Annotated in this window: 28 protein-coding genes, 1 tRNA gene and 1 riboswitch; of the genes, 9 read left to right on the top strand and 20 right to left on the bottom strand. The window is 63.1% G+C overall.

Translation table 11 applies throughout. The features are described from left to right. Nucleotides 1-12: 12 nt before the first annotated feature. Together IEV87_RS12810 and aroC are read right to left on the bottom strand one after the other, a co-directional pair. The gene (locus IEV87_RS12810; RefSeq protein ID WP_188478053.1) at nt 13-960 is read right to left on the bottom strand and encodes an AEC family transporter; all 948 of its coding nucleotides are present in this window, start codon (nt 958-960) and stop codon (nt 13-15) included. A gap of 5 nt (nt 961-965) precedes the next feature. Next, nucleotides 966-2,069: a chorismate synthase gene (aroC, locus tag IEV87_RS12805; RefSeq protein WP_188478052.1), complete on the bottom strand. Its 1,104-nt coding sequence runs from the start codon at nt 2,067-2,069 to the stop codon at nt 966-968. A gap of 162 nt (nt 2,070-2,231) precedes the next feature. Here aroC and IEV87_RS12800 point away from each other — a divergent pair, with 162 nt between their 5' ends. The 4 genes from IEV87_RS12800 (at nt 2,232) to IEV87_RS12785 (ending at nt 7,033) form a co-directional block, all read left to right on the top strand. After that, on the top strand, nt 2,232-3,590 hold the full coding sequence (locus tag IEV87_RS12800; protein ID WP_188478051.1) for a dicarboxylate/amino acid:cation symporter: 1,359 nt from the start codon (nt 2,232-2,234) through the stop codon (nt 3,588-3,590). A 135-nt stretch (nt 3,591-3,725) separates the two neighbouring features. Continuing rightward, nucleotides 3,726-3,826: riboswitch (TPP riboswitch) on the top strand. A 42-nt stretch (nt 3,827-3,868) separates the two neighbouring features. Continuing rightward, on the top strand, nt 3,869-4,846 hold the full coding sequence (thiB, locus tag IEV87_RS12795; RefSeq protein WP_188478050.1) for a thiamine ABC transporter substrate binding subunit: 978 nt from the start codon (nt 3,869-3,871) through the stop codon (nt 4,844-4,846). After that, nucleotides 4,822-6,354, top strand: a complete 1,533-nt coding sequence (locus IEV87_RS12790) for a thiamine/thiamine pyrophosphate ABC transporter permease ThiP (RefSeq protein ID WP_188478049.1) — start codon at nt 4,822-4,824, stop codon at nt 6,352-6,354. The genes thiB and IEV87_RS12790 overlap by 25 nt, the downstream gene beginning before the upstream one ends. Continuing rightward, entirely contained in the window at nt 6,341-7,033 is a 693-nt protein-coding gene (locus tag IEV87_RS12785; protein WP_188478048.1) for a thiamine ABC transporter ATP-binding protein, read from the top strand. Before IEV87_RS12790 ends, IEV87_RS12785 begins: the two co-directional genes overlap by 14 nt. Before the next feature lie 200 nt (nt 7,034-7,233). On the opposite strand, the gene IEV87_RS12780 is transcribed toward IEV87_RS12785, so the two are convergent. Genes IEV87_RS12780 through petA form a run of 3 tightly spaced genes read right to left on the bottom strand, consistent with a single transcriptional unit; the run spans nt 7,234 to nt 9,969 of the window. Further along, a complete protein-coding gene (locus IEV87_RS12780) occupies nt 7,234-8,025 on the bottom strand; it encodes a cytochrome c1 (RefSeq protein ID WP_188478047.1) in 792 nt (263 codons plus the stop codon). A gap of 16 nt (nt 8,026-8,041) precedes the next feature. Further along, nucleotides 8,042-9,382, bottom strand: a complete 1,341-nt coding sequence (gene petB, locus IEV87_RS12775) for a cytochrome b (protein ID WP_188478046.1) — start codon at nt 9,380-9,382, stop codon at nt 8,042-8,044. Nucleotides 9,383-9,396: 14 nt separating this feature from the next. Further along, on the bottom strand, nt 9,397-9,969 hold the full coding sequence (gene petA / locus IEV87_RS12770) for a ubiquinol-cytochrome c reductase iron-sulfur subunit (protein ID WP_188478045.1): 573 nt from the start codon (nt 9,967-9,969) through the stop codon (nt 9,397-9,399). A 221-nt stretch (nt 9,970-10,190) separates the two neighbouring features. On the opposite strand from petA, the gene IEV87_RS12765 reads away from it, so the two are divergent. Beyond that, nucleotides 10,191-10,865, top strand: a complete 675-nt coding sequence (locus IEV87_RS12765) for an outer membrane protein (protein WP_188478044.1) — start codon at nt 10,191-10,193, stop codon at nt 10,863-10,865. A 20-nt stretch (nt 10,866-10,885) separates the two neighbouring features. On the opposite strand, the gene IEV87_RS12760 is transcribed toward IEV87_RS12765, so the two are convergent. The 5 genes from IEV87_RS12760 to dapF all read right to left on the bottom strand — a co-directional run bounded on the left by IEV87_RS12760 (nt 10,886) and on the right by dapF (nt 14,672). Continuing rightward, nucleotides 10,886-11,230, bottom strand: coding sequence for a VOC family protein (locus tag IEV87_RS12760; RefSeq protein WP_188478043.1), 345 nt, complete (start codon nt 11,228-11,230; stop codon nt 10,886-10,888). Continuing rightward, nucleotides 11,227-11,832 carry a glutathione S-transferase gene (locus IEV87_RS12755; protein ID WP_188478042.1) on the bottom strand — a complete coding sequence of 202 codons (606 nt, stop codon included), beginning with the start codon at nt 11,830-11,832 and terminating at the stop codon, nt 11,227-11,229. The genes IEV87_RS12760 and IEV87_RS12755 overlap by 4 nt, the downstream gene beginning before the upstream one ends. Nucleotides 11,833-11,895: 63 nt before the next feature. Beyond that, nucleotides 11,896-12,531 carry an FMN-binding negative transcriptional regulator gene (locus tag IEV87_RS12750; protein WP_188478041.1) on the bottom strand — a complete coding sequence of 212 codons (636 nt, stop codon included), beginning with the start codon at nt 12,529-12,531 and terminating at the stop codon, nt 11,896-11,898. 63 nt (nt 12,532-12,594) lie between these two features. Then, nucleotides 12,595-13,845 (bottom strand): tRNA (N(6)-L-threonylcarbamoyladenosine(37)-C(2))-methylthiotransferase MtaB, encoded by a 1,251-nt coding sequence (gene mtaB / locus IEV87_RS12745; protein WP_188478040.1) that lies wholly within the window; start codon nt 13,843-13,845, stop codon nt 12,595-12,597. Beyond that, on the bottom strand, nt 13,842-14,672 hold the full coding sequence (dapF, locus tag IEV87_RS12740; protein ID WP_188478039.1) for a diaminopimelate epimerase: 831 nt from the start codon (nt 14,670-14,672) through the stop codon (nt 13,842-13,844). The genes mtaB and dapF overlap by 4 nt, the downstream gene beginning before the upstream one ends. 153 nt (nt 14,673-14,825) lie before the next feature. Here dapF and IEV87_RS12735 point away from each other — a divergent pair. Beyond that, a tRNA-Lys gene (locus IEV87_RS12735) sits at nt 14,826-14,901 on the top strand. 4 nt (nt 14,902-14,905) lie between these two features. Here IEV87_RS12735 and IEV87_RS12730 read toward each other — a convergent pair. The 3 genes from IEV87_RS12730 to IEV87_RS12720 are packed head-to-tail and all read right to left on the bottom strand — an operon-like array spanning nt 14,906 to nt 16,450. Further along, nucleotides 14,906-16,024: a site-specific integrase gene (locus tag IEV87_RS12730; protein WP_188478038.1), complete on the bottom strand. Its 1,119-nt coding sequence runs from the start codon at nt 16,022-16,024 to the stop codon at nt 14,906-14,908. Next, a complete protein-coding gene (locus IEV87_RS12725; RefSeq protein WP_188478037.1) occupies nt 16,021-16,194 on the bottom strand; it encodes a hypothetical protein in 174 nt (57 codons plus the stop codon). The genes IEV87_RS12730 and IEV87_RS12725 overlap by 4 nt, the downstream gene beginning before the upstream one ends. 16 nt (nt 16,195-16,210) lie before the next feature. Further along, the gene (locus IEV87_RS12720; RefSeq protein WP_188478036.1) at nt 16,211-16,450 is read right to left on the bottom strand and encodes a hypothetical protein; all 240 of its coding nucleotides are present in this window, start codon (nt 16,448-16,450) and stop codon (nt 16,211-16,213) included. A 142-nt stretch (nt 16,451-16,592) separates the two neighbouring features. Here IEV87_RS12720 and IEV87_RS12715 point away from each other — a divergent pair, with 142 nt between their 5' ends. From IEV87_RS12715 to IEV87_RS12705, 3 genes are all read left to right on the top strand, one after another. Further along, nucleotides 16,593-17,015, top strand: a complete 423-nt coding sequence (locus IEV87_RS12715; protein WP_188478035.1) for a helix-turn-helix domain-containing protein — start codon at nt 16,593-16,595, stop codon at nt 17,013-17,015. A gap of 402 nt (nt 17,016-17,417) precedes the next feature. Next, nucleotides 17,418-18,560, top strand: a complete 1,143-nt coding sequence (locus IEV87_RS12710) for a hypothetical protein (protein WP_188478034.1) — start codon at nt 17,418-17,420, stop codon at nt 18,558-18,560. Nucleotide 18,561: 1 nt separating this feature from the next. Further along, nucleotides 18,562-19,587, top strand: a complete 1,026-nt coding sequence (locus tag IEV87_RS12705; protein ID WP_188478033.1) for a hypothetical protein — start codon at nt 18,562-18,564, stop codon at nt 19,585-19,587. Here IEV87_RS12705 and IEV87_RS12700 read toward each other — a convergent pair. From IEV87_RS12700 to IEV87_RS12670, 7 genes are all read right to left on the bottom strand, one after another. Then, nucleotides 19,584-20,468 carry a DNA adenine methylase gene (locus tag IEV87_RS12700; protein WP_188478032.1) on the bottom strand — a complete coding sequence of 295 codons (885 nt, stop codon included), beginning with the start codon at nt 20,466-20,468 and terminating at the stop codon, nt 19,584-19,586. The two genes, IEV87_RS12705 and IEV87_RS12700, sit on opposite strands and share 4 nt — an antisense overlap. Before the next feature lie 327 nt (nt 20,469-20,795). Beyond that, on the bottom strand, nt 20,796-21,188 hold the full coding sequence (locus IEV87_RS12695) for a hypothetical protein (RefSeq protein ID WP_188478031.1): 393 nt from the start codon (nt 21,186-21,188) through the stop codon (nt 20,796-20,798). Beyond that, complete coding sequence (locus IEV87_RS12690; RefSeq protein WP_229737553.1) at nt 21,185-22,228, bottom strand: ParA family protein; 1,044 nt, start codon at nt 22,226-22,228, stop codon at nt 21,185-21,187. The genes IEV87_RS12695 and IEV87_RS12690 overlap by 4 nt, the downstream gene beginning before the upstream one ends. Before the next feature lie 140 nt (nt 22,229-22,368). Then, nucleotides 22,369-23,925: a relaxase/mobilization nuclease domain-containing protein gene (locus IEV87_RS12685; RefSeq protein ID WP_188478030.1), complete on the bottom strand. Its 1,557-nt coding sequence runs from the start codon at nt 23,923-23,925 to the stop codon at nt 22,369-22,371. Nucleotides 23,926-23,989: 64 nt separating this feature from the next. After that, a complete protein-coding gene (locus IEV87_RS12680) occupies nt 23,990-24,346 on the bottom strand; it encodes a plasmid mobilization protein (RefSeq protein ID WP_229737552.1) in 357 nt (118 codons plus the stop codon). A 19-nt stretch (nt 24,347-24,365) separates the two neighbouring features. After that, nucleotides 24,366-25,217 (bottom strand): helix-turn-helix domain-containing protein, encoded by an 852-nt coding sequence (locus IEV87_RS12675; RefSeq protein WP_188478029.1) that lies wholly within the window; start codon nt 25,215-25,217, stop codon nt 24,366-24,368. A 467-nt stretch (nt 25,218-25,684) separates the two neighbouring features. Continuing rightward, a complete protein-coding gene (locus IEV87_RS12670; RefSeq protein WP_188478028.1) occupies nt 25,685-26,434 on the bottom strand; it encodes a helix-turn-helix transcriptional regulator in 750 nt (249 codons plus the stop codon). Between the last annotated feature and the right edge of the window lie 104 nt (nt 26,435-26,538).

Below are 26,538 nucleotides of genomic sequence, written 5' to 3'. Positions count from 1 at the left end.
GTAAAGATTCGGTCAACCGGCGAGCAGCAGTAGCGCCAGGTTTACCGTCACGAAGGACAGGCAGGTGCAGAGCATCAGCGCGATCGAGGCCAGCCCCTCGTGCCCAGCCTCCTGCGCGAACAGCACCAGCGTCGAAAAGGTCGGCAGGCAGGCAGTCAGGATCAGCCCCGTCCGCAGCTCGGGCCCCATCTGGACCAGCCCCGCGCCGGTCAGCAGCGCCAGCGCCCCGATCACCAGCGCCGGATGAACCAGCAGCTTGACCAGAGCCATCTGCGACGCGAGGCCCAGATCGCCCTTCAGGTTCAGCCCGACCAGCGTCCCCCCGACCACGACCAGCGCAATCGGCGCCGCCGCCTGCCCGAGCAGCCCGGTGAACCGGATCACCCCGTCCGGAGGCGTCACGCCCAGCAAGACCAGCGCAAACCCGGCCATCAGCCCGATGATCAGCGGCCGGCGGATCACCGAAAGCCCGATCCGGCCCATGAGCCGCAGCGGGGAGACCTCTCCCTCCGACTCCGCCCGTCCAAGCAGGATCAGCCCGATCGGGTTCAGCAGCACGTTCTCGATCAGCAGGTTCATCGCGAGGACGGGCCCGGCGTGCTCCGGAATGACCATGAGGTAGATCGGGAACCCAAGGAACGCGGTATTCGGCGTTGCCGAGGAAAGAACCGCCAGCGCCCGCCGCTTCGGCCCGACCGACTGCAATCGCACGATCACCCACATCAGCAACTGCGCCGCCAGTCCGCCCGCCGCCAGCGTCAGCAGGTACGACGGGTTGACCACCTCCGCGAAGCTGCGGGTCGATACGGCGGTGAACAGGGCGAAGGGCAGCGTGACCAGCAGGGTAAATTCGCCGAGCGATTTCATGGTGACAGAGGTCAGCGGCCCGTAGCGAACGGCGACATAGCCAACGGCCATGACCGCAAAGACGGGCAGCGTGATGGAGAGGACGCCCAGCAAGGTCGCTACCCGATCCGCCCCCCGGCATCGCCGATCTGCCCGCGATGCAGCAGCAGGTGGTCGAGGATCACGCAGGCCATCATCGCCTCTCCCACGGGCACGGCCCGGATGCCGACACAGGGATCGTGACGCCCCTTGGTGATGATCTCCGTCGCCTGTCCCGCCTTGGTGATGGTCTGTCGCGGCTTCAGGATCGACGAGGTCGGCTTGACCGCGAACCGCACCACGACGTCCTGCCCGGTAGAGATCCCGCCGAGGATCCCGCCGGCATGGTTCGACGAATAGACCGGCTTGCCGTCGTTTCCGGGGAAAATCTCGTCCGCATTCGCCTCGCCGGTCAGTTCCGCCGCTGCCATGCCTTCGCCGATCTCGACCCCCTTGACCGCGTTGATCGACATCATCGCCGCCGCGAGGTCCGTGTCCAGCTTGCCGTAGATCGGCGCGCCCAGACCCGCCGGCACCCCGGACGCGACCACTTCGATGACCGCGCCGACGGAATTGCCCGACTTGCGGAGACCGTCGAGGTATCCCGCCCAGTCCTCCGCCGCCTTTGCATCCGGCACCCAGAACGAATTCCGCTCGACCTCGCCCATGTCGAACCGGTCCCGATCGATCCGGTGCGGCCCCATCTGGACCATGTAGCCGGTGATCCTCACCTCCGGTGCCAGCGCCGCAAGGGCCGCCCGCGCCAGCCCGCCGGCCGCCACCCGGGCCGCGGTTTCCCGGGCCGAGGACCGGCCGCCTCCACGATAGTCCCGGATGCCGTATTTCTGCCAGTAGGTGATATCGGCATGGCCAGGGCGGAATTTTTCCGCGATCTCCGAATAGTCCTTCGACCGCTGGTCGGTGTTGCGGATCATCAGCTGCACCGGCGTGCCGGTTGTCTTCCCCTCGAACACGCCCGAAAGGATCTCCACCTGATCCGCCTCCTGCCGCTGCGTGGTGTAGCGGTTCTGCCCCGGTTTCCGCCGGTCCAGCCAGTGCTGGATCATCGCCTCGTCCACCGCCACGCCCGGAGGGCAGCCATCCACCGTCGCGCCAAGCGCGGGGCCGTGGCTTTCGCCCCAGGTGGCGACCCGGAACAGATGACCGAAGCTGTTGAGAGACATGGCAAAGGCCTTTCGGAGAACGTCCCGAACCGACTAACGGATCCCTCTCGGAGGCGCAATTCCGGCTTTTCGCGACCAATTCGCCCCAAAAACCCAATTAGGCCTGAGAGATCCGGGAAACAGGTGTCACACTGGCGTCACACAACCAGCAGGAGAGAGAAAATGGCCGAAGCAGCCACAACCCCGGACGGAGGCGGGAAGACCTCCCTGACCGTCAAGGTTTTGATCGGCATGGCGGCGGGGCTCGTCCTCGGCGTCGTCTTCAACATGATCGACAGCGCATTCATCAACACCCACATCGTCGGCGGGCTATTCGCCATGATCGGCAAGATGTTCGTCAATGCGCTGAAGATGCTGGTCGTTCCGCTGGTCTTCTTCTCGCTCATCTGCGGCGTGACGGGCATCGGGGACATCCGCGTGCTTGGCCGTGTCGGCGGGCGTTCGCTTGTGCTCTACATCTTCACCACCGGCCTCGCGATCTCCATCGCCATCCTGCTGGCCCTTGTCGTCGGGCCCGGTGTGGGCTTCGACATGGCGGGCGTGGATACCTCGGGGATCGAGGGCAAGGACGCCCCGGCTGTCTGGGATGTCTTCGCCGCCATCGTTCCGACCAATCCGGTGGCCGCCTTCGCCAATGGCGACATGCTTCAGGTCATCTTCTACACCGTGATCCTCGGCGTCGCCGTGCTGATGCTGGGCGGAAAGTCGAAACCCTTCATCGAGGCCTGCGAATACATGAACGAGGTGATGATGAAGGTCGTCACCATCGTCATGGCCTTCGCCCCGATCGGCGTTTTCTGCCTGATCTGCAAGACCTTCACCGAACAGGGCATCGAACTCTTCGGCCCCGTGCTCGCCTATGTGCTCACGCTGGTGGCGGCGCTGTTCCTGCATCTTTTCGTGACCCTGATGATCATCCTCAAGGTCTTCTCGGGCCTCGATCCCTTCACCTTCATGAAGAAGATGCGCCCGGCCCAGATCTTCGCTTTCTCCACGGCATCGTCGAACGCCACCATCCCGGTCACGCTCCGCTCCGTGACCAAGCGGATCGGCGTCGACAACTCCGTCGCGTCCTTCTGCGTGCCTTTCGGTGCGACGATCAACATGGACGGCACGGCGATCATGCAGGGCGTGGCGACGGTCTTCCTCGCCAATGTCTACGGCATCGACCTTGGCCTAGGCGGCTACATCACCGTCATCGCCATGGCGGTGCTCGCCTCCATTGGCACGGCAGGGGTCCCCGGCGTCGGCCTCGTCATGCTGACCATGGTGCTCGGCCAGGTCGGGCTGCCGATCGAGGGCATCGCCCTGATCCTCGGCGTCGACCGCCTGATGGACATGATCCGCACGGCGGTGAACATCACAGGCGACGCGGTCGTCTCCACCATCGTGGGCAAGCAGGAGGGCAAGATCGACATGGCCGTCTTCAACGACCCCGACGCGGGCGTGATGGACGACGACGATCTCGACATGGACGAAACGGCGGAACGCGACCTCGCCCAATACGCCCGGCCCCACTGAAAACGAAGGGCGGCCCGAGGCAGGCCGCCCTTTCATCTTGCCCGAAATATCCCGGGGGGAATTGGCCGCAGGCCAAGGGGGGCAGCGCCCCCGAACGGCGCCCCCTTGCCATCCCCCCGCGCCCGCACTACCGTCGGCCTCACCTCGGGGTGCCCGCAAGGGCTGAGATGCAATCCAGCGAACCCGTAGAACCTGAACCGGTTAGAACCGGCGGAGGGAAGGTCACGCGGGCACCACCCGCATTCCTCCTTTCGCCCCGTAGCAGAGAGGAGGATGCCATGAAGCATCTCATCGCCGCCACGGGTGTGATCCTCGCCACGCAGGCCGTGGCCGAGACACCCGTGCTCACCATCTACACCTACGACAGCTTTGCCACCGAATGGGGGCCGGGCCCGCAGATCGAACAGGGGTTCGAGGCCGACTGCGGCTGCGACCTCCAGTGGGTCACCGCGGGTGACGGCGCCGCGCTGCTCTCGCGCCTGCGGCTTGAGGGGGAGGGGACGCAGGCCGACGTGGTGCTCGGTCTCGACACCAATCTGACCGCCGCCGCCGCCGACACCGGCCTCTTCGCCCCGCACGGCGTCTCGGCAGAGTTCGACCTGCCGGTGGACTGGACGGACGACACCTTCGTCCCCTTCGACTGGGGCTATTTCGCCTTTGTCGGCAACGCCGGCGCCGCTGCGCCGAAGACCTTCCGGGACCTCGCCGACAGCGACCTGCGTGTGGTGATCCAAGACCCGCGCTCCTCCACCCCCGGGCTCGGCCTGCTGCTCTGGGTGAAATACGCCTACGGTGAGGAGGCAGGGGAGCTGTGGTCCGCGCTGAAGGACAACATCGTCACCGTCACCCCCGGCTGGTCGGAAGCCTACGGAATGTTCCTCGACGGGGAGGCCGATCTCGTCCTCTCCTACACCACCTCGCCCGCATATCACATCATCGCGGAGGAGGATCAGTCCAAGGTCGCCCTGCCCTTCGAGGAAGGCCACTACATGCAGATCGAAGTCGCCGGGATGGTCGCGGGCACCGACCAGCCGGATCTGGCGAAACAGTTCCTCGCCTACCTCGTCTCGGATGCGGCGCAGTCGGTGATCCCGACGACCAACTGGATGTATCCCGCGGTGATGCCGGAAAATGGTCTGCCGGAAGGGTTCGGATCGCTCATTCAGCCGGACCAGTCCCTCCTGATCGCGCCCGAAGAGGTCCCCGCGACCCGTGACGCGGCGCTGGAAGAATGGCGCGCGGCTCTCTCGCGCTGAGGATCGGCGGCGCGGCGGCCCTCGCGGTCGCCGTGCTTGTCCTCGCCCCCCTTGTCGCCGTGCTGTGGCGTGCCGGGGGCGCGGGCTGGCCGACGCCCGCCGACTGGTCGGCCCTGCGCTTCACCGTCCTGCAGGCGGCCCTTTCGGCGCTGTTCAGCGCGCTGCTGGCGATCCCCGTCGCCCGCGCGCTGGCCCGCCGCCGCTTTCCGGGACGGGACGCGCTGATCCTGCTCATGGGGGCGCCTTTCATCCTGCCGGTCATCGCGGCCATCGCCGGGCTGCTGGCGATCTTCGGACGCAATGGTCTGGTCAACCGCGCGTTGGAGGCAGTTGGCAGCGGACCAATCGACATCTTCGGCCTGCACGGGGTCCTGCTTGCCCATGTCTTCTTCAACCTGCCGCTCGCGGTGCGGTTGCTGCTGGACGGCTGGCGGGCAATCCCCGGCGAACGCCTGCGCCTTGCCGCGCAGCTGGACCTGCCCCCGGCGACGGTCTTCCGCCTGATCGAATGGCCGATGCTGCGCGCCCGCATCCCCGGCATCCTCGCCGTGGTCTTTGCCATCTGCCTGTCCAGCTTCGCCGTCGTGCTGATCCTGGGCGGAGGACCGGCGGCAACCACGATAGAACTCGCCATCTATCAGGCCTTCACCTTCGACTTCGACCTCGGCAAGGCGGCGACGCTGGCGGCCCTGCAACTGGTCATCGTCACCTTCGCCGCCGCCGCCGCGCTGTCCCTGTCGCGGTCCGAAGGGCCGGGCGCCGGGCTGGACCGGATGGTCGTGTTCGCGCCGGTCTCGCCCTTGCTGCGCCTGCAGGATGCCGCCGTGCTGATCGCCACCACGGTCTTCGTCGCCCTGCCGATCCTCATGCTGCTGACGCAGGGCGCGGGCAGCCTGACCGACATGCCGCCGGTGATCTGGACCGCCGCGCTGATCTCCGTCGGCGTCGCATTGGCCTCGGCGGCCCTGTCTGTGCTGCTTGGCCTCGCGCTCGCTCTGCCGCGTCGGAACGGGATCGAGAGCATCGGCATGATGACACACGCGGCCAGTGCCCTCGTGCTCGGCACCGGGCTGTTCCTGCTGCTGCGCCCCTTCACCTATCCCGGCAATCATGTCCTCGCCATCACCGCCGTGGTCAACGCGGCCTCCGCCCTGCCGTTCGTGCTGCGATCCCTGTCCCCCGACCTGCGCGCGGCAGAGGCCGACTGGGGTCGTCTCGCCGACAGCCTGAACCTGACCGGCTGGTCCCGCCTGCGCTGCCTGATCCTGCCCCGCCTGCGCCGCCCCCTGGGCTTCGCCGCGGGGCTGGCGGCGGCGCTGTCCATGGGGGACCTCGGCGTGATCGCGCTTTTCCCGCCGCCCGATGCCGCGACACTTCCGCTGCAGATCTACCGCCTCATGGGCGCCTACCGGATGGAGACGGCTGCGGCCGCCTCGCTGTTGCTGGTGGCGCTCAGCTTTGGCATCTTTGCCCTTTTCGACAGGATCGGCCGCCATGCTGACGCTTGAAAACCTGACCCTCCGTCAGGGCGACTTCGGTATGACCGCCGACTGGTCGCTGCCTGCCGGCGCGCGGCTGGCGTTGATTGGACCCTCCGGCGCGGGGAAATCGACCCTTCTCGCCGCCATTTCCGGATTCCTAGCGCCCGCCTCCGGCCGGGTCCTGTGGCGGGGAGAGGACCTCGCCCCGCTGCCGCCCGGAAAACGCCCCGTGGCCATGCTGTTCCAGGACGGCAACCTGTTCCCGCACCTTTCCGTGGCCCGCAACGTCGGCCTCGGCCTGAGACCCGACCTGCGCCTGACCGATGAGGACCGCGGCGCCGTGACGAACGCGCTCTCCCGCGTCGGGCTGACCGGACTGGAGGATCGCCGCCCCGCCCAGCTTTCCGGCGGGCAGCAGAGCCGCGCCGCGCTGGCCCGAGTGCTGGTCATGCAGAGACCGCTGCTGCTGCTGGACGAACCCTTCTCCGCCCTAGGCCCCGCGCTCCGGCGCGAGATGCTGGACCTTGTCGGCGAGGTGGCGGAGGAGGCTGGCGCGACACTCATCATGGTGACCCATGATCCGGAGGATGCGCGGCGCATGGCCGGGCTGACCGCGGTCGTGGCGGAGGGCAGGGCGGAGGCGCCTGTGGCGACAGGAGCCCTCTTTGCGGACCCGCCGGAGTCGCTGCGGTCTTACCTCGGCTAAGCCGAACGCCGCTGGTCCCACTTCCTCGCCCTTCCCGTGGGCTCCCTCTCCCTCACTCTTGCAGGGGGAGGGGAGCGTCTGCGGTGCGCCCGGGACGCCCGCTCCCCGTTTCGGGAGAGGTGTGGGAAGGGGTTCAGACCCGCAAATAAAAACCCCGCCGATGCGGCGGGGTTTTTGGTATCGCAATCGTTCCGGAAGGATCAGGCGTGCTTCTTGCCCTTATGGGGCGCCCAGAGCCGTTTGTTCGTCAGGTAGAGCAGAACGGTCAGGATCGCCAGGAACAGCACCGCCACGAAACCGGCATGCTTGCGCGCCATCATGTGCGGCTCCGCGGCCCACATCAGGAAGGCGGCGGCGTCCTCGGCCATGTGGTGCACGTCGGCGGCATGGCCGTCGGCAAAGGTCACCTGGTCGTCCGACAGCGGCGGGGCCATGGCGATCCAGCCACCGGGGAAGGCCTTGTTGCCGTAGTAGGTCGTCCCCGCCTCTTCCTTGGTCTCGCCGGTGTAGCCCGTCAGGATGTTGACGATGTACTCCGGTCCGCCGATGCCCTGGAAGAACTGGTTGATGCCCAGTCCGTAGGGCCCGTGGAACCCGGCCCGGGCCTTTGCCATCAGCGACAGGTCGGGCGCGTTTTCCAGGTTGGAGGCCGGGAAATGGTCCGCCGGGGTCGCCGGGCGGGTATCGTCCAGTTCCGGATCGAAGGTTTCGAAGTTCTGCGACGCATAGGCGCGCACCTGGTCTTCGGGCAGCCCGGGGCCGCCCTCGTCGCCGAGTGTGCGGATCGGCACGTAGCGCAGGCCGTGGCAGGCCGAGCAGACCTCCGTGTAGACCTGCAGCCCGCGCTGCAGCTGCATCTGGTCGAAGGCCCCGAAGGGACCCTCGAAGGAGAAGTCCACGTCGTGAATGTGGGCCTCGTCACCCGCCGCGTGGGCCGCCCCGGCGCCAAGCGCCAGAGCTGCGAGGGCAGAGAGAGTGAGCTTGCGGATCATGTTCTCTGACCTTTCCTTATTCGGCAGGGCTGCCGACGGTCTTGGTGCCGCCGTGCTTGGAGTAATGCGCGTTGAAGTCATCCTCGATCGTCGCCGGTTGCGGCAGCGGCTTCTCGATCACGCCAAGCAGCGGCAGGATCACGAGGAAGTAGGCGAACCAGTAGGTCGCGCCGATCAGCGAGATGGTCGAGTACGGCGGTTCCGCCGGCATCGCGCCACACCACATCAGGACGACGAAGTCGATCAGCAGCAGGTAGAACCACCACTTGAACATCGGCCGGAACCGGCCCGACCGCACCGAGGAGGTGTCGAGCCAGGGCGTCAGCGCCATCACCGCGATCGCGCCGAACATCGCCAGCACGCCGAAGAACTTGGCGTCGATGATCCCGCCGGTGATCCAGCTGAGGAACATCACGATCCAGACGTCGCCAGTGAAGGCACGCAGGATCGCGTAGAACGGCAGGAAGTACCATTCGGGCACGATGTGCGCGGGGGTCGCGAGCGGGTTCGCCTCGATATAGTTGTCCGGGTGGCCGAGGTAGTTCGGCATGAAGCCGACAACCGCGAAGAACACCACCAGAACGATCGCCAGGCCGACGAGGTCCTTGATCACGAAGTAGGGCCAGAAGGGCAGGGTGTCCTTCTCCGCCTCTTCCTTCGATCCGGTACGGACCGGCACCCCGGTCGGGTTGTTGTTGCCCGTGGAGTGGAACGCCCAGATGTGCACGATCACGAGGCCCGCGATCACGAAGGGCAGCAGGTAGTGGAGCGAGAAGAACCGGTTAAGCGTGGCGTTGTCCACGGCCGGCCCGCCCAGAAGGAAGGTCTGCAGCGTCTCGCCGATGAAGGGAATCGCGCCGAACAGGCCGGTGATCACCGTCGCGCCCCAGAAGGACATCTGACCCCAGGGCAGCACGTAGCCCATGAAGCCGGTGGCCATCATCAGCAGATAGATGATCATGCCGACGATCCAGGTGATTTCGCGCGGGGCCTTGTAGGACCCGTAGAACAGGCCGCGGAAGATGTGGATGTAGACGGCGAAGAAGAACAGCGAGGCGCCGTTGGCATGCAGGTAGCGCAGCATGTGCCCGCCGCGCACGTCGCGCATGATGTGTTCGACCGAGGCGAAGGCCATGTCGACATGCGGCGTGTAATGCATCACCAGGACGATTCCGGTGACGATCTGCAGCGCCAGGCAGAACGCGAGGACGATGCCCCAGATCCACCACCAGTTCAGGTTCTTGGGCGTCGGGATGAAGAGGGTATCATACAGCAGGCCGAGCACCGGCAGGCGGGAGTGGAGCCACTTCTCGCCCTTGGTCTTCGGTTCGTAATGATCGTGGGGAATGCCGGACATGTGTGTTCTCTCCCTCAGCCCAGAACGATCTCTGTGCCCTCGAAACGGGCGGTCGGAACGGGCAGGTTCTGCGGCGCGGGGCCTTTGCGGATGCGGCCCGCGGTATCGTAGTGCGATCCGTGGCAGGGGCAGAACCACCCGCCGAAGTCACCGGCGCCGTTGCCGAGCGGAACGCAGCCGAGGTGCGTGCACACGCCCATCATGACCAGCCATTCCTCGGTTTCTTCGCCTTCGGGCTTGAGCGCGCGGTTGGTGTCCGTGGCGGGCGAACCGGCGTCGATGTTGGCGTTGCGGGCATCCGGATCGGGCAGGGTGCTGACGTCCACGTCATTGGCCGCCGCGATCTCGTCCTCGGTCCGGTGACGGATGAAGACCGGCTTGCCCAGGAACTTGACCGTCAGCTGTGTCCCCGGCTCGATGCCCGACACGTCCACCCGGATGGAGGCGAGCGCCTGCACATCGGCGGAGGGGTTCATCTGGTTCACAAGCGGCCAGACGGCCGCCCCGGTTGCGACGGCACCTGCGCCGGCTGTGGCGTAATAGAGGAAGTCCCTCCGGGTGCCTTCGTGGTCTTCTGCGTGGGACACGAGGTTTGCTCCATCCTTAGGCCCCGTCGGGCCAGATATGAATCTTGGGGCCGAGCGCACGCGCTCTGCCGGTCCGAGGCGGTGTTTAACGGCGGTTTTTCGCCCCGTCCAGCATACAATGGAATGTCCGGCAGGGGGGCGATCATCTGTCGCGCTTGAGCCTCTCTTGATGAACGTGTAGGCAGGTTATATCTAGCCGTGGACCACTGAAAGCCCGGATCGTGTTGAAAGCCTTCCCGAAAACCATCGCGGCCCTGTCGCTTGGCCTCACCGCCCTCTCTGCCGCGCCCGCCGCGGCCGAGATCGAGCTCAGCTTTTATACCGGTTACCAGACCGCGCCGCACAGCCGGGTCAAGGGCAACCGGGGCGCGTCCTCGGGCGGCACGGCCTTCGACAACCTGATCGGCTGGCAGGGCAAGAGCTTCGAAGCTCCGCCCTACTATGGCCTGCGCGGCACCTGGTGGCAGCAGAACAACATCGGCTACGGGCTCGAGTTCAGCCACAACAAGGTCTACGCCCCGAATGCCGAGATGCCCGCGGGTTTCACCCGGCTGGAATTCACCGACGGTCTGAACATCCTTACCGCCAACGTCGCGAAACGTTGGCCGGGGCTCTGGGGCGGGGCGGTGACGCCCTACGTGATCGGCGGTGTCGGCATCGCCGTGCCCCATGTCGACGTGACAGAGGGCACCAACCGCACCTTCGGCTACCAGTACACCGGCCCTGCCGCGCGCGTGACCGCCGGCGCCAAGTACGAGATCAACGAAAAGTGGTCCGTCTTCGGCGAATATCAGTTCACTGCCTCGCAGAACAAGGCGGACCTGACGGGCGGCGGGTCGATGGAAACCCGCATCTTCACCAATGCCCTGAACGTCGGGGTCGGCTTCAGCTTCTGACGCGGACCTGCTGCGACCTGTCAGAGATCGTGGTGGACGTGGAACAGGTGGCCCTGCGGATCCCACAGGGTGAACTGCCGCATACCCCAAGGCTTGTCGGACGGCGGATCGACGATTTCCCCGCCCCGCTCCGTCACAAGGCGGCACATCGCATCCACATCCTCGGCAAAGACCCAGAAGGTGAGCGGTGTGACCGGCCCCGTCACCTCGCGCAGGAACAGCACGCTGTCGCCCAGGGCCATGCCGGCCAGCCCGGCCTCCGCCCGAATCCAGCGCGTTTCAAATCCCAGAACCTCGGCATACCAGGCACGCGCCGTCGCGAGGTCCCGCACCGGGATCTCCGCGACCGGCTGCCCGAGGCTCATGCCTTCGGCGCGGTAGCCGCCATCGACGGACGCTGCGCAAAGCTTTCGTACCAGGCCGCCAGGTCCGGGCAGCTGTCCCGCCACCCGCGCGCCCCGTGCCGGAAGTCGAGATAGCCGAGCGCGCAGCCAACCGCGATCTGCCCCGCGTCGACCGGACCGGCCAGATGCCCCATCCAGCGGTCGTTGATCGCCTGAACCGCACCCATGGCCTTGCTCCACTGCGCCTCGATCCAGTCATCGAAGACCTTGTCCTCAGGCCGCACGCGGGTCTCGTAGATCATCAGCACGGCGGCCTCCATCAGCCCGTCGGCGGTCGCCTCCAGCGTCAGCACGTCCCAGATTCGCGACTCGGGGTACAGCGACCCGCCGCCGACCGAATTGAGATAGCGCGTGATGACCCGGCTGTCGTAGATCGCGGGGCCTTCCTCACGGATCAGCGCGGGCAGCTTGCCAAGCGGGTTGGACGCCTTCAGCGCCGCATCCGTCGCCACGGGCGTCGTCGAGGTCGGCAGAAGCTCCACCTTCCCCTCCTGCCCGGTCTCGTGAATCACGGCCATGACCTTGCGGACAAAGGGCGATGCGGGGGAATAGAACAGCTTCATGACATGGGCCTCCCTTGGGGTCGCGCGAACCGTAGTCAGCGCGTCCCGCACTGTCCATGCCCCTCAGATCGCCTGAGCCGACCGCATCAGGGCGGCCAGCGCATCCACCTCGGACCCGAAGCCGTCTGCCGCCAGCGCCTCCGCCGCCGCCAGCCGCGCGGCCTCCGGCTTGTGCTGCGCCAGCTTCCAGGTGCCGTCCACGTCCTCGACATGCAGAACGAAGGGCTGGATGATGCGGAACAGCCGCGCCAGCACCTCCTCCGGCACCTTGTCGATTTTCCAGACCGGCTTGGGCGCCAGCCGCGTCTCGAAACTGTCCGACAGCCGTTCCAGCGCGCCGCGCAGATCATCCTGAGGCAGCGCTTCCAGCCGCCCGGTCAGATGAACCGAGACGTAGTTCCAGGTCGGCACCTGATGTTCCATCCCGTACCAGTCCGGAGAGATGTAGCCATGGGGTCCCTGCACCGCCAGCCGCGCCGGGACCGGGCTTTTCGCCGCCCGCGCCACGGGGTTGGAGCGCATCAGGTGCATCTCCACCCGGTCGCCGTCGATCACGAAGGGCACGTGCGCCAGGGCGGGCGGCCCCGCCGGGTCGGACACGGCCAGCACGCCGAATCCGGTCTCTGCCGCGAAACTCAGCCAGTCCTCCCGGCTGCCCACATGATACATCGGATTAGGATGCACGACTCCACCTTTCATCTTGCCTGAAATATCCCCGCCGGAGGCACCCGGCGGCGCCGCCCATCCTACGCCGGGCCACCCTCAGGCCGCCAACGATTTCCCGTCATGCGAGGTAATCCGGGCCGTGATGATACGCCCCTCCGGCTGGTCAGAGGCGAAATGGACCTCAGCGAACTGCTCCGTCCGGCCCATGCGCGGCCCCTCGGTCAGCACGGTCTGCGCTGTCCCGACCTGTGCGGCAAGATGCGCCGCCACCCGCTGGTCGCCCGCCGCCCGCAGCCGCGCCGCACGCTCCTTGATCGCCGGGCCGCGCACCTGCGGCATCCGCGCCGCCGGGGTGCCCGGGCGCGGCGAATAGGGGAAGACATGCAGCCAGGTCAGCCCGCAGTCCTCCACCAGCTTCAGCGAGTTGGAGAACATCGCCTCCGTCTCGGTCGGGAAGCCGGCGATGATATCCGCGCCGAAGGTCATGGCGGGGCGCAGGGCGCGCGCCTCCTCGCAGAAGCGGATCGCGTCGTCGCGCAGGTGCCGCCGCTTCATCCGCTTGAGGATCATGTCATCCCCGGCCTGCAGTGACAGGTGCAGATGCGGCATCAGGCGCGGTTCGGTGGCGATGCACTCCATCAGCGCCGGGTCCGCCTCGATCGAATCGATCGAGGAAATCCGCAGCCGCGCCAGATCCGGGACCAGCTTCAGGATCCGCCGCACCAGGTCGCCGAGCCGCGGCGCGGCAGGAAGGTCCGCCCCCCAGGAGGTCAGATCTACCCCGGTCAGCACCACCTCGTTGAAGCCGCGATCCACCAGCCGCTTGATCTGGTCCACCACGACACCCGCCGGAACCGACCGGGAATTGCCCCGCCCGAAGGGGATGATGCAGAAGGTGCAGCGATGATCGCAGCCGTTCTGCACCTGGACATAGGCCCGGTGCCGCCCGAAGCCGTCGATCAGATGTCCTGCCGTTTCGGTGACCGACATGATGTCGTCGACGACCACGCGCTCCGTCTCGCCGATCAGGTCGGGCGCAAATCCGCGCCAGGTGTCGGCCTGCATCTTCTCGGTATTGCCGATGACATGGTCGACCTCGGCCATGGCGGCGAAGGTCTCGGGCTCCGTTTGAGCCGCGCAGCCGGTCACGATGATCTTCGCCGACGGATTCTCGCGCCGCAGCCGCCGGATGTCCTGCCGCGCCTTGCGCACTGCTTCCGCCGTCACCGCGCAGGTGTTGACCACCACGGCGTTCTCGACCCCGGCGGCCTCGGCCAGTTCCTTCATCGCCTCGGTCTCATAGGCGTTCAGGCGGCAGCCGAGCGTGGCGAAGACCGGCGCGCTCATGCCCCGATCTCCGGCGAAAGCACCCCGTCGAAGACCCGAGCCACCGGCCCGGTCATCCAGACGCCGTCCTCGCGCCAGTCGAGTTCCAGCCAGCCGCCGTCGACCTCCATGCGGATATGGCGCTCCGTCAGCCCGCGCTGATGCGCCGCGACCGCGACCGCGCAGGCCCCCGACCCGCAGGCCAGCGTGATTCCCGTGCCGCGTTCCCAGACCCGCATCCGCACCTCGTCGCGGCTCCGCACCTCAACGAACTCTACGTTGGTCGCCTGCGGATAGAGCGGATCGTGTTCGACCGAAGCCCCCCGCGCCGCAACGTCGACCGCGCCGATGTCGTCCACGAAGAACACCGCATGCGGATTGCCCATCCCGACCGCCACCGGATCGCCCTCGATCGGCAGGTGCAGCAGGTCCACGTCGCGTGCAAGCGGTACCGACGCCCAGTCGAGCACCGGCGGACCCATGTTCACCCAGACCTCCGTCCCCCGCATCTCGCCCCGCAGCACCCCGCGCGTGGTCCGGATCGTGACCGAGTCGCGCCCGGTCTCCGCCATCCACTCCGACGCCACGCAGCGTGTCGCATTCCCGCAGGCCCCGGCGCGCGACCCGTCCGAATTCCAGAAGTCGAGCGAGATGTCGGTATTCTCCCCGTCCCGTATCTCGGCCAGCTGGTCGAAGCCGACGCCCCGGTGCCTGTCTCCGATCGCCCGCGCAAGGGCAGGCGTGACGACGGGCGCCATACCCCGGCTGTCGAGGATGACGAAATCGTTGCCGGCCCCGTGCATCTTGCGGAACGGAAGACCGGCGGAGGGGATCGCGCGCGTCTGCATCCCGCGCCATATACGCCCGGCGCAGGCGTTTTGGAAGCGTCGCCGGGGGACGCCCCGCCATGCCCCGTGCGCAACCCCGCGTAAGTTCCCCGGAATTTCACCGAAAACGGGGTTGACCCCCTGCCGGTCCCTATCTAATAGGGCGGCTCTAGTGGGCCGTTAGCTCAGTTGGTAGAGCAACTGACTTTTAATCAGTGGGTCGCAGGTTCGAATCCTGCACGGCTCACCACTTCTCATAGATTATCCTTTCCCTGCTTGGGGTTGGTCTCGGATTTGACGAACCTTTTGGGAGGGTTCGCCAAATTGCGCTCGCCATTCGGGCGGGCGATCAGTTTCTCAATCGCGGAATCGGTCATGCCTTCGCGGCCTGCGGCCTCGGTGTAGCGTTGCACGAGGGCCAGTGTTTTGTGGCCAGTGACCGCACCAATCTCGTGCGCCGTGGCTCCGGCCTCGGCCAGGCGACGCGCACACGCCTTCCGAAGGCCGTGAGCGGAGCATTGGGGCAGTTTAGCGTCCTCGGTCCATCGCTGCATGAGATTGCCCAGCCCACCGGCGGAACGTATGGTGCCTTTCTGGGTGGCCAGGAAGGGGCGGTCCTTCGGCAACTTGTCCAGAACCTCCGCCAGGTCCGGGTGGATCGGCACGGACACCAGAACACCGCCAGACCGTTGCGTCTTCTGCCGCCGGTACTCGATTTTGCCGTTGCGGACGTTCTTCGGCCCTAACTTCACCGCATCGACCCGCGCCGCGCCGGTGTAGAGCATCAGCGTCACTGCCGTATGCGCCAGCGTGCCGGGCTTGTGGGTCTTGAAAAACTGCGCCAGCTCGTCCTCGTCCCAGGTGTGGAAGCCGTCACCGCCCACACGGAACGGCTTCGTCGCGCGTGCAGGGTTGTCTCCGCGCCAGTCCAACGTGATTGCGAAATCCATCGACTGGATCAGTCGCTTGCGCAGGTTGTTCGCCGCCGTGGGTGTCTCGGCCTTCTCCGCGAGGATCGTCTGCACATGCCGCCGCCGCATCAAACGCACCGGCTTGTCGCCATGCTCTTCCCGGAATTTCTCGACAATTCCGCGATAGACCTTCTGCGTGCTCGGCGCGAGATCGAGGAACTCGGGCGACCGATACCAGAGCGCCACAAGCTGACTGACACTGTAAGGTTTGGTCCGGTCCGCCCCGATCAGCCCACGCGTCTTGTGGCCGTTGACCGCGTCTTCATACCGGCGAACGAAATCCTCGGACCCGTAATCACTCCCCAACTCCGCAGAAAACCCACCCTTCCGAAACCGCCACCGGCGCTTCCGGTGCCGGTCGAAATATGCCGTCGCACCGGGAAACTGTTTGCGGCGTTTCACGGGCGATCCCATGGGTTGTTGACCTCGTCGGACTGCTTCCCGGTGCTGTAGATCACGACCTTCCCATCGCGGCTGATCTCGGACCGAACAACTGGAATGCCTGCATCCCGGTACGCCTTGAGGTATCGTGTCAATTCGCTCTGCGTCAGCGTCGCGCGGGGCATAGCCATGGGATGTCCCTTTCCGTCAGTGGCTGTGATGCTGTGGCTCGCCCAAGGGCAAGCGCGGCTGGTCGCCTTCCGGGCGTTTCACTCTGGTCGCGTTCTTCTGGAACGGCTCCCAGCCGCTCATGGTCAGAAGCTTGGTTTTCGCGGAAATTTCTACGAACTCCAGCCGCCCATCGTTCATCAACGCGCGAACTTGCGCGGCGCTTAATCCGACGAGATCACCCAGCTCTTTCGATGAAAGCAGTTTTTCCTGTGCCAAAACCCTCTCCTTTTCATAAGGTAGTGCGAATCGGGTTGAAAGTGCTCGTGTCCGGTGGTCCGATAACGAAACACGGTGAATAACGTTCATTTGTGCGTATAGCATTCATATGAACGCAACCGCAAGTGGATTGCTATAGAAAATGGCGGATCGTCCCTATGACTATCTGAGTGCCCTCGGCGCGCGCATCGCGATTGCGCGCAACGAGTTGGGTATGTCGCAGGCGAAACTGGCTGAAGCTCTCGGAATCTCGCTACGCGCCTACCAGAGCTATGAGCTGGGCAAGCGCTCGATCCCGGTCGAGGCGTTGGTCAAGATGCACCGTCAGTTCCTGGTGGACCTGAACTGGATCCTCTTGGGGGTCGAGGCCGTCCGGCTGGAGCATGACCTGGCCGCGCTGGAAGAATTCGAAGTCGCGCTGGACAAATACCTGTCAGACAGCGGGACAAAACTGAAAAGCGAGAAGCGCGGGGCGATTGCGGCGCGCTGGTACCGATCCTTTCTGGAAGGGAAGGAAATCGCCATGGACGACGTCCACACATGGATTGAACTACTGAGGGAATGAGGATGAACGTGAGGCAACCCGAGACATGGCAGCGCCATCAACTGGCAGCAATTGAGCGGATGCAGGCTGACCTCGGCCGCTATACGCGGCCGGTGATGAGCATCATGGGCGTCAGTTCTATGGCATACCTAATGACTTGGGGGCCGCTCGTTGCGTTCTGGGAGGCAGGCAACATGCCGTGGCTTCCGCTCCTGACCGCGGCAATCTGCGCATGCATTGTCGCCCTGACTGCCCCGGCCTTCGCGTTTGCGGTCGGAGTTGAGCGCTATTTTTGCCGTCGTCTACGCCTGTTGGAGGCGTTCGAACACCCGTGTGGCGGAAACGAATTACAAAGTATAAACAAGGCATAATGAACCTGCTCGCCCGCGCCAACTAGGCAGTGGAGTAGGACTGGAGGCAAAAATGGACTGGGACACGGTCGTCGGAATTAAAGAAACGAAGCTGGTTGATGTCGAACTCTTGAATTTTGACACGAATAACCCCCGCTTCACACCGGACAAACGCCCCGACGAGGATACTGATGCCGCAATTGTGGATGAGTTGGCCCGCACAGCTGATTTGTCTGAATTGGTGCAATCAATTGGAACCAGCGGTTACATCAATATCGAACCGCTAGTCGTTGTCGTCCGAGGCGATAAACTGGTTGTCCTTGAAGGCAATAGAAGACTAGCCGCGCTCAAAGCTCTTCGCGATGAAGAGCTGGCAAAGCACGCAAAACTGACCCCGCCAGATTTCGATAACGAGATTCGGGCCACCATGGACAACATTCTCGTCTACCGTGTCGAGAAAGAAGCGGATGCTCGAGAACTAATTGGGTTCAAGCACATCAACGGACCTCAAGCATGGGACGCATTCGCGAAAGCGACTTTCGCCGCGCGATGGCTGGATTCCCAAGCCAATGAACAAAAGCCGTTGAAGCTTTTTGAGATAGCGAACCGGATGGGAGACAAGCACGCTACCATTCATAGGATGGTCACGGCCTACTATGTTTTGATGCAGGCTGAGAGGAACGACATTTTTCGCATGGAAGACAGGTACAAGCGAGCGTTCAGTTTTTCACACTTGTACACAGGCTTGTCCTATAGCGAGTTCACAGACTATCTCGGGATGCCGCGGCCAAAGAGAGATCAAGACCCTTCAAGGGACCCTGTTAGCCCTGAGCATTACGAAAAACTGGGATATGTCCTGACCTGGCTCTATGGCTCGAAAGAGCGTGAAATCCAGCCTGTGGTGCGCAGCCAGAACCCTGATCTGGGTAGAGTTCGGGAAGTTCTCAAGTCAAAGCCTGGAACCAAGGTTCTTGAGCAAACAAGTCACCTCGACGATGCTTTGATTACCGCAACACCAAAAGACTTAAGGTTCTCAAAACACATTGTTGAGGCAAATGGTCAACTTCGATTGGCGCTGGAGACCCTAGATGGATTCGATCCTGAGTCCCAATCTGAGCTTCAAGAGATCATCGCGTCGGCATCGAAGCGCATTCAGGTAATCAAAGCCACTGTTGATAGCCAAATGGCTGATTTCGAAAAGACTATTGAAGACTAGCATGCCGATCGAACCTGTAGTGACACCCGGCCTGAACGCCGAGGACCATGTTTTGGTGGACTGGCTGGAACTGGTTGCCTTCTTCAACGAGTTTCGGACCGCAAGGTTGGACGAGCTTGATGCAGCCATCGAAGAGCAATTTGAAGCCCTTGAGGATGATGAGCCTGAAGACGAGAATGATGACCTCGGTGATGATGATGCGGGAAACATCGCAAGAGTTGACGCGGAAAAGGAAAGAGTTCGGGAGCGGATCGAAAATGAAGTCGATTTTCGGCTCAAAGACTGTGACAACGCGTACCCCTTTCGTCTGGGAGCAGATGCAGAGGAGTTGGTCTTGGTGGAAGATTGGCAAGATGACAGGTTTACTCCCTACCTGACCTGCCTCATCACGACCCACCTGACGCAGAATAGCCTGTTTGATTTCGCAGTGGATGGAGGCTTAATTTCCCAGCTTAGAAACCGAGTTTTTCAAGTTCTTTCTACACTTGCGATGGCTGGATTGGCCAATGGTAGTGCGGCTAGCGTAGGCTGGCCGCGCGCTGATAGAGCAGACATCATTGCGACGCTAAAACGAGCTGAAGCCCGCGGCGCGGGTTTTTTAACTAGGGAGGAACCTGGACGTTATGCACCGCCAAAAGCCAAAGATGGCGGCGTAGACGTAATAGCATGGGAAATCGGTGTGCGCCCTCCTCCGGTTCTGTTCTATTTCGCTCAGGTTGCAAGCGGGCATGATTGGCAGGGGAAGTCTGTTCGAACCCACGCCGAATTATTTGAGCAGAACTACCTAGACGACGCACATCGAGGAAACGTGAGTTATGCCACGCTCTTACCGTTCCGAGTGGCGGACGAAGGCCTGTGGAACCACGAAAGCAAGGTGCACGGAGTATTGCTGGATCGGACCCGCTTGCCTAAGCATGCAGTTCTAGGGCAAGCGCTTGCTCGGGGTGGTGTCGAAATGGACGAAGCGGAGAACATGCCCCAAGTGCTTGCTTGGCTGGATGATTTCCGTGCAACTGCCCTCGCTTAATGGTAGCTCGGTTCCACAAGTATTTCGTTTTCACGGCGCTTGGATTGAAGGCTGTAATTTACTGAAATATTTGAACATTTCTGCGATTGGTACAATTGCCGGATCAGAGGCGCATCGTCATAGGTGAGAACCCAATGCTTGACGGTTCCACTCGTCAGAATATCGGACAAAGCGACGTGCTTCGCTTCGCTCATGCCATCGAAATATAGACGACCTCCCGCTTTGACATACGGAGGGTCGATGAAAAACAGCGTGTTATCCGATGTAGGTTTGCGCCGTACTCGGTCGATGAAAGACAATGCGTCCATGTTCGATAGCTCAATCCGGGATCGGTTGGTGGCAAGCCATTCCACTTGGCTGGCGAGGCGCTCGACATTGAACCGAGCATCCAGCTTCCATTTCCCGCGCTGATCGTATCCACCGATAGGGCCAGCGTTCAAAATGATCCCTGACCTGGTTGTGCGGTTCATGTAAAATGTCGAGAACCCGACGTCGAAGTCGTATTCATTGTCAGAGAACCCGGAAACCAGATCGCGATGGTGATACCACTCTTCCATGTCCAGGCGCACATCGCGCAGCTTTGCTACAAAGCGTTCAGGCTCTTCTAGAATTGCGTGCCATGCGGAAAAGATGCGCAGATCGGCGTCGTTGAGCATCACCGCATCTGCGTCACCGTCGGCCAAGAGGATCAGCGCGGCCCCGGCCCCACCACAAAAAGGTTCCGCCAAGACCTTGTCTGACGCCTTGTCCAGTTTCGACATGCGCTGCTTCAGGAAAGCCGACATGAACCCTTTGCCGCCAGGGTAACGGAAGGGAGAAACCGCGTTTTGTGTTGAGCGGTTTGGGTCCTTGGGGATTTCTGTGACGGGTAGTTGGGTCATGGTATCATCTTATTTTACTCGATCTTGTAATGTGGACGGGCTGTGATTGCACTGCCAGAAGCGCCATTTTCCTGCGAAAAATGCCTCGACGCGACTAAGAGAGGGCGATTTCGCTCACGCTTCACGCTCACCAGAGGTCGCGTGGCCTGTCAAAAGCAAAGTCGCGCGCCGCGTCCTCGATCACCTCTTCACAGCCGCGCAGGGTTTCGGCCAGCTCTGTCACAACCGTGTGTGCGGATAGGCTGTATGATGCGTTAGCCTTCTTTCTAGTTTGGGTTATGACGACGTCGTCCACCGACCCTCGCGTGGAATGAGGGCCTAGAGAGCTCAATCTGACCGAAATGCGTCGCCTTTTGTGGCGCGAGATGTCGAAACGTCGATGATGCGCTCAATCACCTTGTTTCTATCCTTCCACTTCATAACAAGCTTGCCGGGGTCCATGCCATATTCTGCTACAATATCAAGAAGTTGACCTAGTTCGAGTGGCTCAAGTGCGTTGCGCAACCCGGTTGGATCAGATTCAGCGATTGCCACCGGGTCGACTACAGCTGGCGCGCGCCTTCCTCCCTTGCGAGTTCCCTGGCTCTTGGTACTGGATTTCGGTCCAGCCACGGGATTGCATCCTAGAATCTCTTCAAGCTGCTGTGCGAATTCTGGGTTTCGTGATGCTTGTTCGGCAATGGCCGCTGCTAACCTGGTGAGCCTCGTTTTGAGTTTCATTGTTCCATATCCAATCGGTCGATTAGTTCTCTTGCCAAGTCGATATAGCGTGTCGCCAAGTCACCATATCCATATTTCTGTTTGATTGTTCTGCGCTCAGTCTGAAATTCAGCTGAGGCAGCAATTTGATTGGCTTGTCGCACGACGGTTTCAAAAACAGGGGGATCGCCACGGCGGCGGAGGTCGCGGGATACGTTCACATGAATGGTGCTGGCTTCCTGGTACTTGGTGATGACGATCCCAATAGGCTCAATGTCCTCACCCACTTCTTTCGAGAAGTTGCCCACACGGGTGACGATCTGAGGGATACCATAAGTCGAGAGAACGTCTGGTACGGTTGGGATTATGTAACCCTCTGAGATACGTAGGCCATTCAGCGTGATAATGCCTAGATTGGGCGGGCAATCGATCAAAACGATATCGTAGTCGTCCAAGATCGGCTTCACCGCAAGGCGCAACAAATCAATTGGCGTAACCGAATAAAACTGACCAGTTGGCGCACTCGCAAGTTTGTCCTGCACATCGATCAAGTCCAAGCTTGAGGGCAAAAGGTCAACGGTCGTAGCCCCCTGCACGTCTGAAACGCCCTTTTGAAGCGACTTTTTCAAGTCGAACGATTTGTTGTCGGGATCGAGGGCGTCTTTAAACAGTGTTGCCAACGTCCAACCCTTCTCATTGATCTTTTTCCACTTTTTTTCCCCAAGCAAGATTGTCGTCGCATTGGTTTGTGGGTCGAGATCGATCACAAGCACTCTTTTGCCGAATTGCGATGCAAGCGTTTCGGCTAGCGCTACAGTCGTGGTTGTCTTTGCGACGCCACCTTTAAGATTAATCAATGAAATAACGCGCGCCATCGGGATTTTCCTTCTTCTAAGCCATGAGCGTATTTGGGTGGTCTTGAAAACTGGACCGGCCGCTAGCTCAACCACTGGGCTTGGGAAGTCATGAAAGCGGGAGCGCCAGTTGGTAACTGCCTGCCTCGATACGTTTGCCATTGAGGCGATCTCGTTGATCCCAACCAAGTCATTTTGCTCACTCACGGACGAACCTCGTTGTTTACATTGGACACAGATATTGTGTCCAATGTAAACAGTCAAGCAAAAACCGATAACTGAGTAATACCCAAGTCAGTGCGGATAACGACGGTGAGTTCTAAGTCCTGGGAATAAGGGGCTCAAACTCAATGCGTCAGCCCCCGGTCCATATCCCGATCCCGCGCCTCTAACTCCGTCTCAGCCTCCCTTCGGCGTCCCTCGCTAAGCTCAAGCTCTCGTTCAACTTCGCGTCCAACGCGTTGTAGGTGGCCTCTTCGCTCAGCAAGCCACGCAACGCCTGCATTGACGCGATCTGCGAGCGTATGAGCAACGTCGCGCAACCCGCGATACCATCCAACTGGGCTTGCAGCCTCTTCGTCGAGCGCGCTTCCAAGACGCTCAATTCTTGCGCTGAGGTTTCGCAGGCCGTCACCAACCGCTCGACGCAGGCGAGCAAGTCGCGCTCCAAGGCTGTCAGGGGCGTCGTCATTCATCTCTCCTCGATCTTGATGCAGATGACCGGAGTTCCGGCCAGTGTGCAGGTCTTCAGCTCGGTCCTGTCGGGGTCCAGCGTCAGCCAGGTCTGCTCCCCCTGGTCGATCCGCGTCAGGCCCAGTTCCGTCAGTTCCGAGCGCGTCAGCAGCGACGTCCAAAACCAGCTCGCGGCCATCATCGAGGCGATCCCCGTCACGACTATCCCCGAGATCACCCAAGGCGAGATCGTCAGCCAGCGCCTGATCTGTTCTGTCCGCGTCTCGAACAAGCTCCTGTTCTCGTTCAGGAAGCGGCGCGTATCGTTCTTGATGGTACGCCGCGCGTCGGTCGCAATGGCCGTCAAATCGCTCCTGAAGCTCTCCAGCTGGGATGCCATCGAGGCGGCGTAGTCCTGGCGTATCGTGTCGAGTTCCGCGTTCAATTTCTCGCTCAGCCGGGTCGGCTTGCCAGTCTTCATGGAAAATCTCTCCTTTCAGGCGCCCGCGCTCGCCGGTGTCGGGGTCTTGGGCGGTCAGGTAGGCTTTGCCGACGCGCGGCAGGTCGAAACCCGCATCGGCAAGGGCATCTAGCATGCTGGCGCGATCCTCGATCAGACCCATCGATATTTGATCGAGGATCCACGCATGCAGCTCGTCCCGGCCTTGCGCGCGGGTCGGGGCCTCGATGGTGTCGCGCACCTCCTGGGCGCGTTCCAGCTCCATCGGGTCGGCCCAGCCGTGGCGCTGGTTCATCAGGTCCCGCAGGCTGTCATAGGCGTCCTGGTAGCCCGGGGGCGCGATATTGAGACTGCGCCCCGGGGTCAGCTCCAGGCGCGGGGTGCAGAAGTGCATCTCGATGCGGTCCTCGTGGCTGTGACGAACCCAGAGCATGTCATATTGCTCGCCGTCCAGCCCGGCAAAGGCCAGCTTCTCGAAAGCGTCCATAACCTCGGCCTGTTGCGCTTCGCAGGGGGCGTCCTGGGCGGCGAAGCTGATCACGCCCGCGCGGTAGGTCCATTGGTGGCGGCTGGCGTCGATCAGCGCCTCGGTGCGGCTGGGGTCGCCGCGCAAGACCTCGGGCAAGGGATCGCGCGTCACCATTAAGGGCTGGCCGTCGGCATCGCGGACCAAGTCGCGGTTGCCGTCATAGGCCAGCACGCGCTCGGCCACGAGGTAGCCGACCGGCCCCGCGCCTGCGCCCTTGCCGTTTGGGAAGAACTTGATCAGCACCGCCGCGCCTCGTCGAGGATTTGGGCAAGCTGGCGTTCGATCACCAAGAGGCGGCGCGCGACGGTCAGGCTGTCGAGGTCGGTGCGCCCACCTGCATCGCGCGGTTCAGCCAGCGCGCGATCTGGTTGAGGTTGCCGCCGATCCGTCCGACCGCCAGCACCAGCGCCGGATCGACGCGCGGCACGGGCTTGCGACGGCGCGCCTCGGTCAAGCCAAGCGCCTCACGCAGGAGCGTTGCGGCGGGCAGGCCAGCGGCCTCGGCTTTGGCGCGCAGCTGGGCCTTCTCGGTGGCCGTGCAACGGAAGACGAAGGTCTCCGTCAGCGGCTCCTTTGCGCGGGTCTTGCCCGCGCCGGTGGGGTTCGAAGGGGAGGCTTGCCGCCCCTCGCAAGGTCCCGTGTCAGAAGCGCCAGCGTATGACATGGGTCGCCTTGCTGTTTCCTCAGACCGCATGGCGGTTCTCCCCCACGGTCGGGGCAACATCCTGCGGAAGACGCGATGCACGCTGCATTTGACGCGGTGCAAAGGACGCGATGCGGGGTGCAAAATGCGCAGCACATGCGCCGTCCTGCGCCTGACGGATGACATCCCGCAAAAGACGCAACTGCGCCTGCCATTCCGCGCTGTCCACCGGGGCCGGTGTTCGCGCTGGAAGCCAGAAGCCCAGGTGATGCTCGTGCGGTGACAGGGGCAAGCTGCGTTCCAGCGTGGTCATCCCTTCCCGGGCCAGCCGCGCATCCCAGTCCCGGACGAAGCAGATACCCCTCGGGACAAACACCAGGTCCGGGCGCGTTCCGCCGGATTGCCCTTCATCGGGCAAATCCGGTGCAGACGCGCGCCTCTGTTCCTTTCTAAGTTCTTGTTCTCTGTTCGGGGGGCGATCCTGTCCCCCTTTGTCGGACAGGTCTGTCCCGCTTTGCGGACAGGATTGTCCCCCTTTGGCGCGGCCAAGCGGGACAACCTTGTCCCCCTCCCGGCGGCGATCCGTAGCCCGTTTCAGGGCCTCTTCGGTCGGGCGGTAGCGCGAGGATTTCCCCTTATTGGTCCCGCGCTCCACGGTCATGTAGCCCGCCGCCTCAACCTTGTTCAGTGCGCGTTTCACCGACTTGACGTGCTTGCCGATGGCTGCGCCGATGGTCTCGAACGAGGGGCGGCTCTCGCCGGTCTCGTGGTCGGCATGTGCCAGCGCCAGGTAGATGGCGACTCGCAGGGCGTTGTCGTCCAGTTCGTGGTCGGTGACCATCTCAAGAAGGTATTGCAGCTTGATCTTGCAAAAGGGCAGAAGCTCAGACACCGTCCCCTCCCGCGATTGCGATCACGGGCGCGATCTGGTATTCGTTCCGTGCAAACTTTTCGATTTGGCCGTTGACGCGGGTGCCAGCCCGGTCAGCGGCCTTTCGGTTTCTAAGGCCCCTGAAACGGTTCGCCAGAGGCCCGAAAAGCCCAATCAAATCAAGGGGTGGGATTTTCCGGTTCGCCAGCGCAAGCCGTTGATTTCCCTCACCCCGCACAGTCCTGCACGGCTCACCACTTAGACCGAAAAGCCGGCCCCGTGGCCGGCTTTTTCGTGTCTTGGCTTTCCGCTTGGAAAACCTCGGGATCAAACGAAAACGACCCGTCCCCCACTCACAAGGGACGGGCCGGAGGCAGGCGCGTGCTGAAAAGGACTTAACCGGGCTGAATGCCGTCCGGCGGATTGCCGGTGCCGGGCACAACTTTGCCCGCCGTACTGCCAGAGAACCACCCCCCTGGATGGGGGGGTCAATCAGGCGTGGCGCCTGCGGAAAGGAACACCTGGGCCAGCCGCACCCGGTCGTTCACGCCAAGCTTGCCGTAGATCGACTTGAGGTAGTCAGACACCGTATGCTGCGAAATGGAACAGAGTCGTGCGCATTCCTTCCGGCTGAACCCCTGCGCGACCAGATAGGCGATCTCCCGTTCCCGGGGCGTCAGCGCGGTGATCTCCTGATGCTGCGGGGCAATCATTTTGCGGGGGAATTCGCCAGCGACCGCAACCGGCCCCTGCAGCACTTCCTCGATCCGGCGATGCGCCAGCAGACAGTAGAGCCGGAATTCCTCGCGTCGGGGAAGCAGCCGCGCCTCGAACGCCGCCCGGTCGAGCCGCGTGCCGAGGTTGAACCCGCCGAAGCGCGACGTGCCCTGCAGCCGCATCGGTATCCCCATTCCCGTCTGGAAACCCGTCTCGCGGGCCCGGGCGATGAACGCCTTGGCCGGATCGGGCAGGTAGTCATGCTCGGCCAGATACCCCACCCCGGTCGGCGTGATCGCATAGCTGTGGCAGCAATGGCTGAGAAACGGGTCCCGCTCCGGCGCATAGCCGTCGTAGATCGCCGGGATATTGGTGAAGAGCTGAGGACGGGAGAAATCCTCTTCCACCGACAGGTAGATGACGAAATCGACTCCCTCTTCGCGGAGTGTCTGCTGCACGGCATCCCAGATCTGTCCGAGGTCAGAGAGGTCTTCGAGCCTGCGGGCCTGATCTGCCAGCACCGGGTAGCCTTGTCTTGCGTCCTGAATTGCAGAAAGTGTAGTCCGGTCAGGCACTTCGGTGCAAGCGTTGCGGGGGCTGAAAGTTATACTGCATGACCCGGAAG

Origin of the sequence: Primorskyibacter flagellatus, from assembly GCF_014638275.1 — a bacterium.
Lineage (GTDB): Bacteria > Pseudomonadota > Alphaproteobacteria > Rhodobacterales > Rhodobacteraceae > Pseudooceanicola > Pseudooceanicola flagellatus_A.
This window is presented reverse-complemented; position numbering and strand designations above follow the sequence as displayed.

Coding starts and splice junctions, on each gene's coding strand:
- IEV87_RS12750 (WP_188478041.1), bottom strand. CDS start 12,531: ATGAAAGGTGGAGTCGTGCATCCTAATCCGATGTATCATGTGGGCAGC.
- IEV87_RS12755 (WP_188478042.1), bottom strand. CDS start 11,832: ATGAAGCTGTTCTATTCCCCCGCATCGCCCTTTGTCCGCAAGGTCATG.
- IEV87_RS12725 (WP_188478037.1), bottom strand. CDS start 16,194: ATGGCTATGCCCCGCGCGACGCTGACGCAGAGCGAATTGACACGATAC.
- IEV87_RS12760 (WP_188478043.1), bottom strand. CDS start 11,230: ATGAGCCTCGGGCAGCCGGTCGCGGAGATCCCGGTGCGGGACCTCGCG.
- IEV87_RS12800 (WP_188478051.1), top strand. CDS start 2,232: ATGGCCGAAGCAGCCACAACCCCGGACGGAGGCGGGAAGACCTCCCTG.
- IEV87_RS12705 (WP_188478033.1), top strand. CDS start 18,562: ATGCCGATCGAACCTGTAGTGACACCCGGCCTGAACGCCGAGGACCAT.
- IEV87_RS12695 (WP_188478031.1), bottom strand. CDS start 21,188: ATGAAACTCAAAACGAGGCTCACCAGGTTAGCAGCGGCCATTGCCGAA.
- aroC (WP_188478052.1), bottom strand. CDS start 2,069: ATGTCTCTCAACAGCTTCGGTCATCTGTTCCGGGTCGCCACCTGGGGC.
- thiB (WP_188478050.1), top strand. CDS start 3,869: ATGAAGCATCTCATCGCCGCCACGGGTGTGATCCTCGCCACGCAGGCC.
- IEV87_RS12700 (WP_188478032.1), bottom strand. CDS start 20,468: ATGACCCAACTACCCGTCACAGAAATCCCCAAGGACCCAAACCGCTCA.
- IEV87_RS12790 (WP_188478049.1), top strand. CDS start 4,822: ATGGCGCGCGGCTCTCTCGCGCTGAGGATCGGCGGCGCGGCGGCCCTC.
- petB (WP_188478046.1), bottom strand. CDS start 9,382: ATGTCCGGCATTCCCCACGATCATTACGAACCGAAGACCAAGGGCGAG.
- mtaB (WP_188478040.1), bottom strand. CDS start 13,845: ATGAGCGCGCCGGTCTTCGCCACGCTCGGCTGCCGCCTGAACGCCTAT.
- IEV87_RS12715 (WP_188478035.1), top strand. CDS start 16,593: ATGGCGGATCGTCCCTATGACTATCTGAGTGCCCTCGGCGCGCGCATC.
- IEV87_RS12785 (WP_188478048.1), top strand. CDS start 6,341: ATGCTGACGCTTGAAAACCTGACCCTCCGTCAGGGCGACTTCGGTATG.
- IEV87_RS12780 (WP_188478047.1), bottom strand. CDS start 8,025: ATGATCCGCAAGCTCACTCTCTCTGCCCTCGCAGCTCTGGCGCTTGGC.
- dapF (WP_188478039.1), bottom strand. CDS start 14,672: ATGCAGACGCGCGCGATCCCCTCCGCCGGTCTTCCGTTCCGCAAGATG.
- IEV87_RS12680 (WP_229737552.1), bottom strand. CDS start 24,346: ATGTCATACGCTGGCGCTTCTGACACGGGACCTTGCGAGGGGCGGCAA.
- IEV87_RS12710 (WP_188478034.1), top strand. CDS start 17,418: ATGGACTGGGACACGGTCGTCGGAATTAAAGAAACGAAGCTGGTTGAT.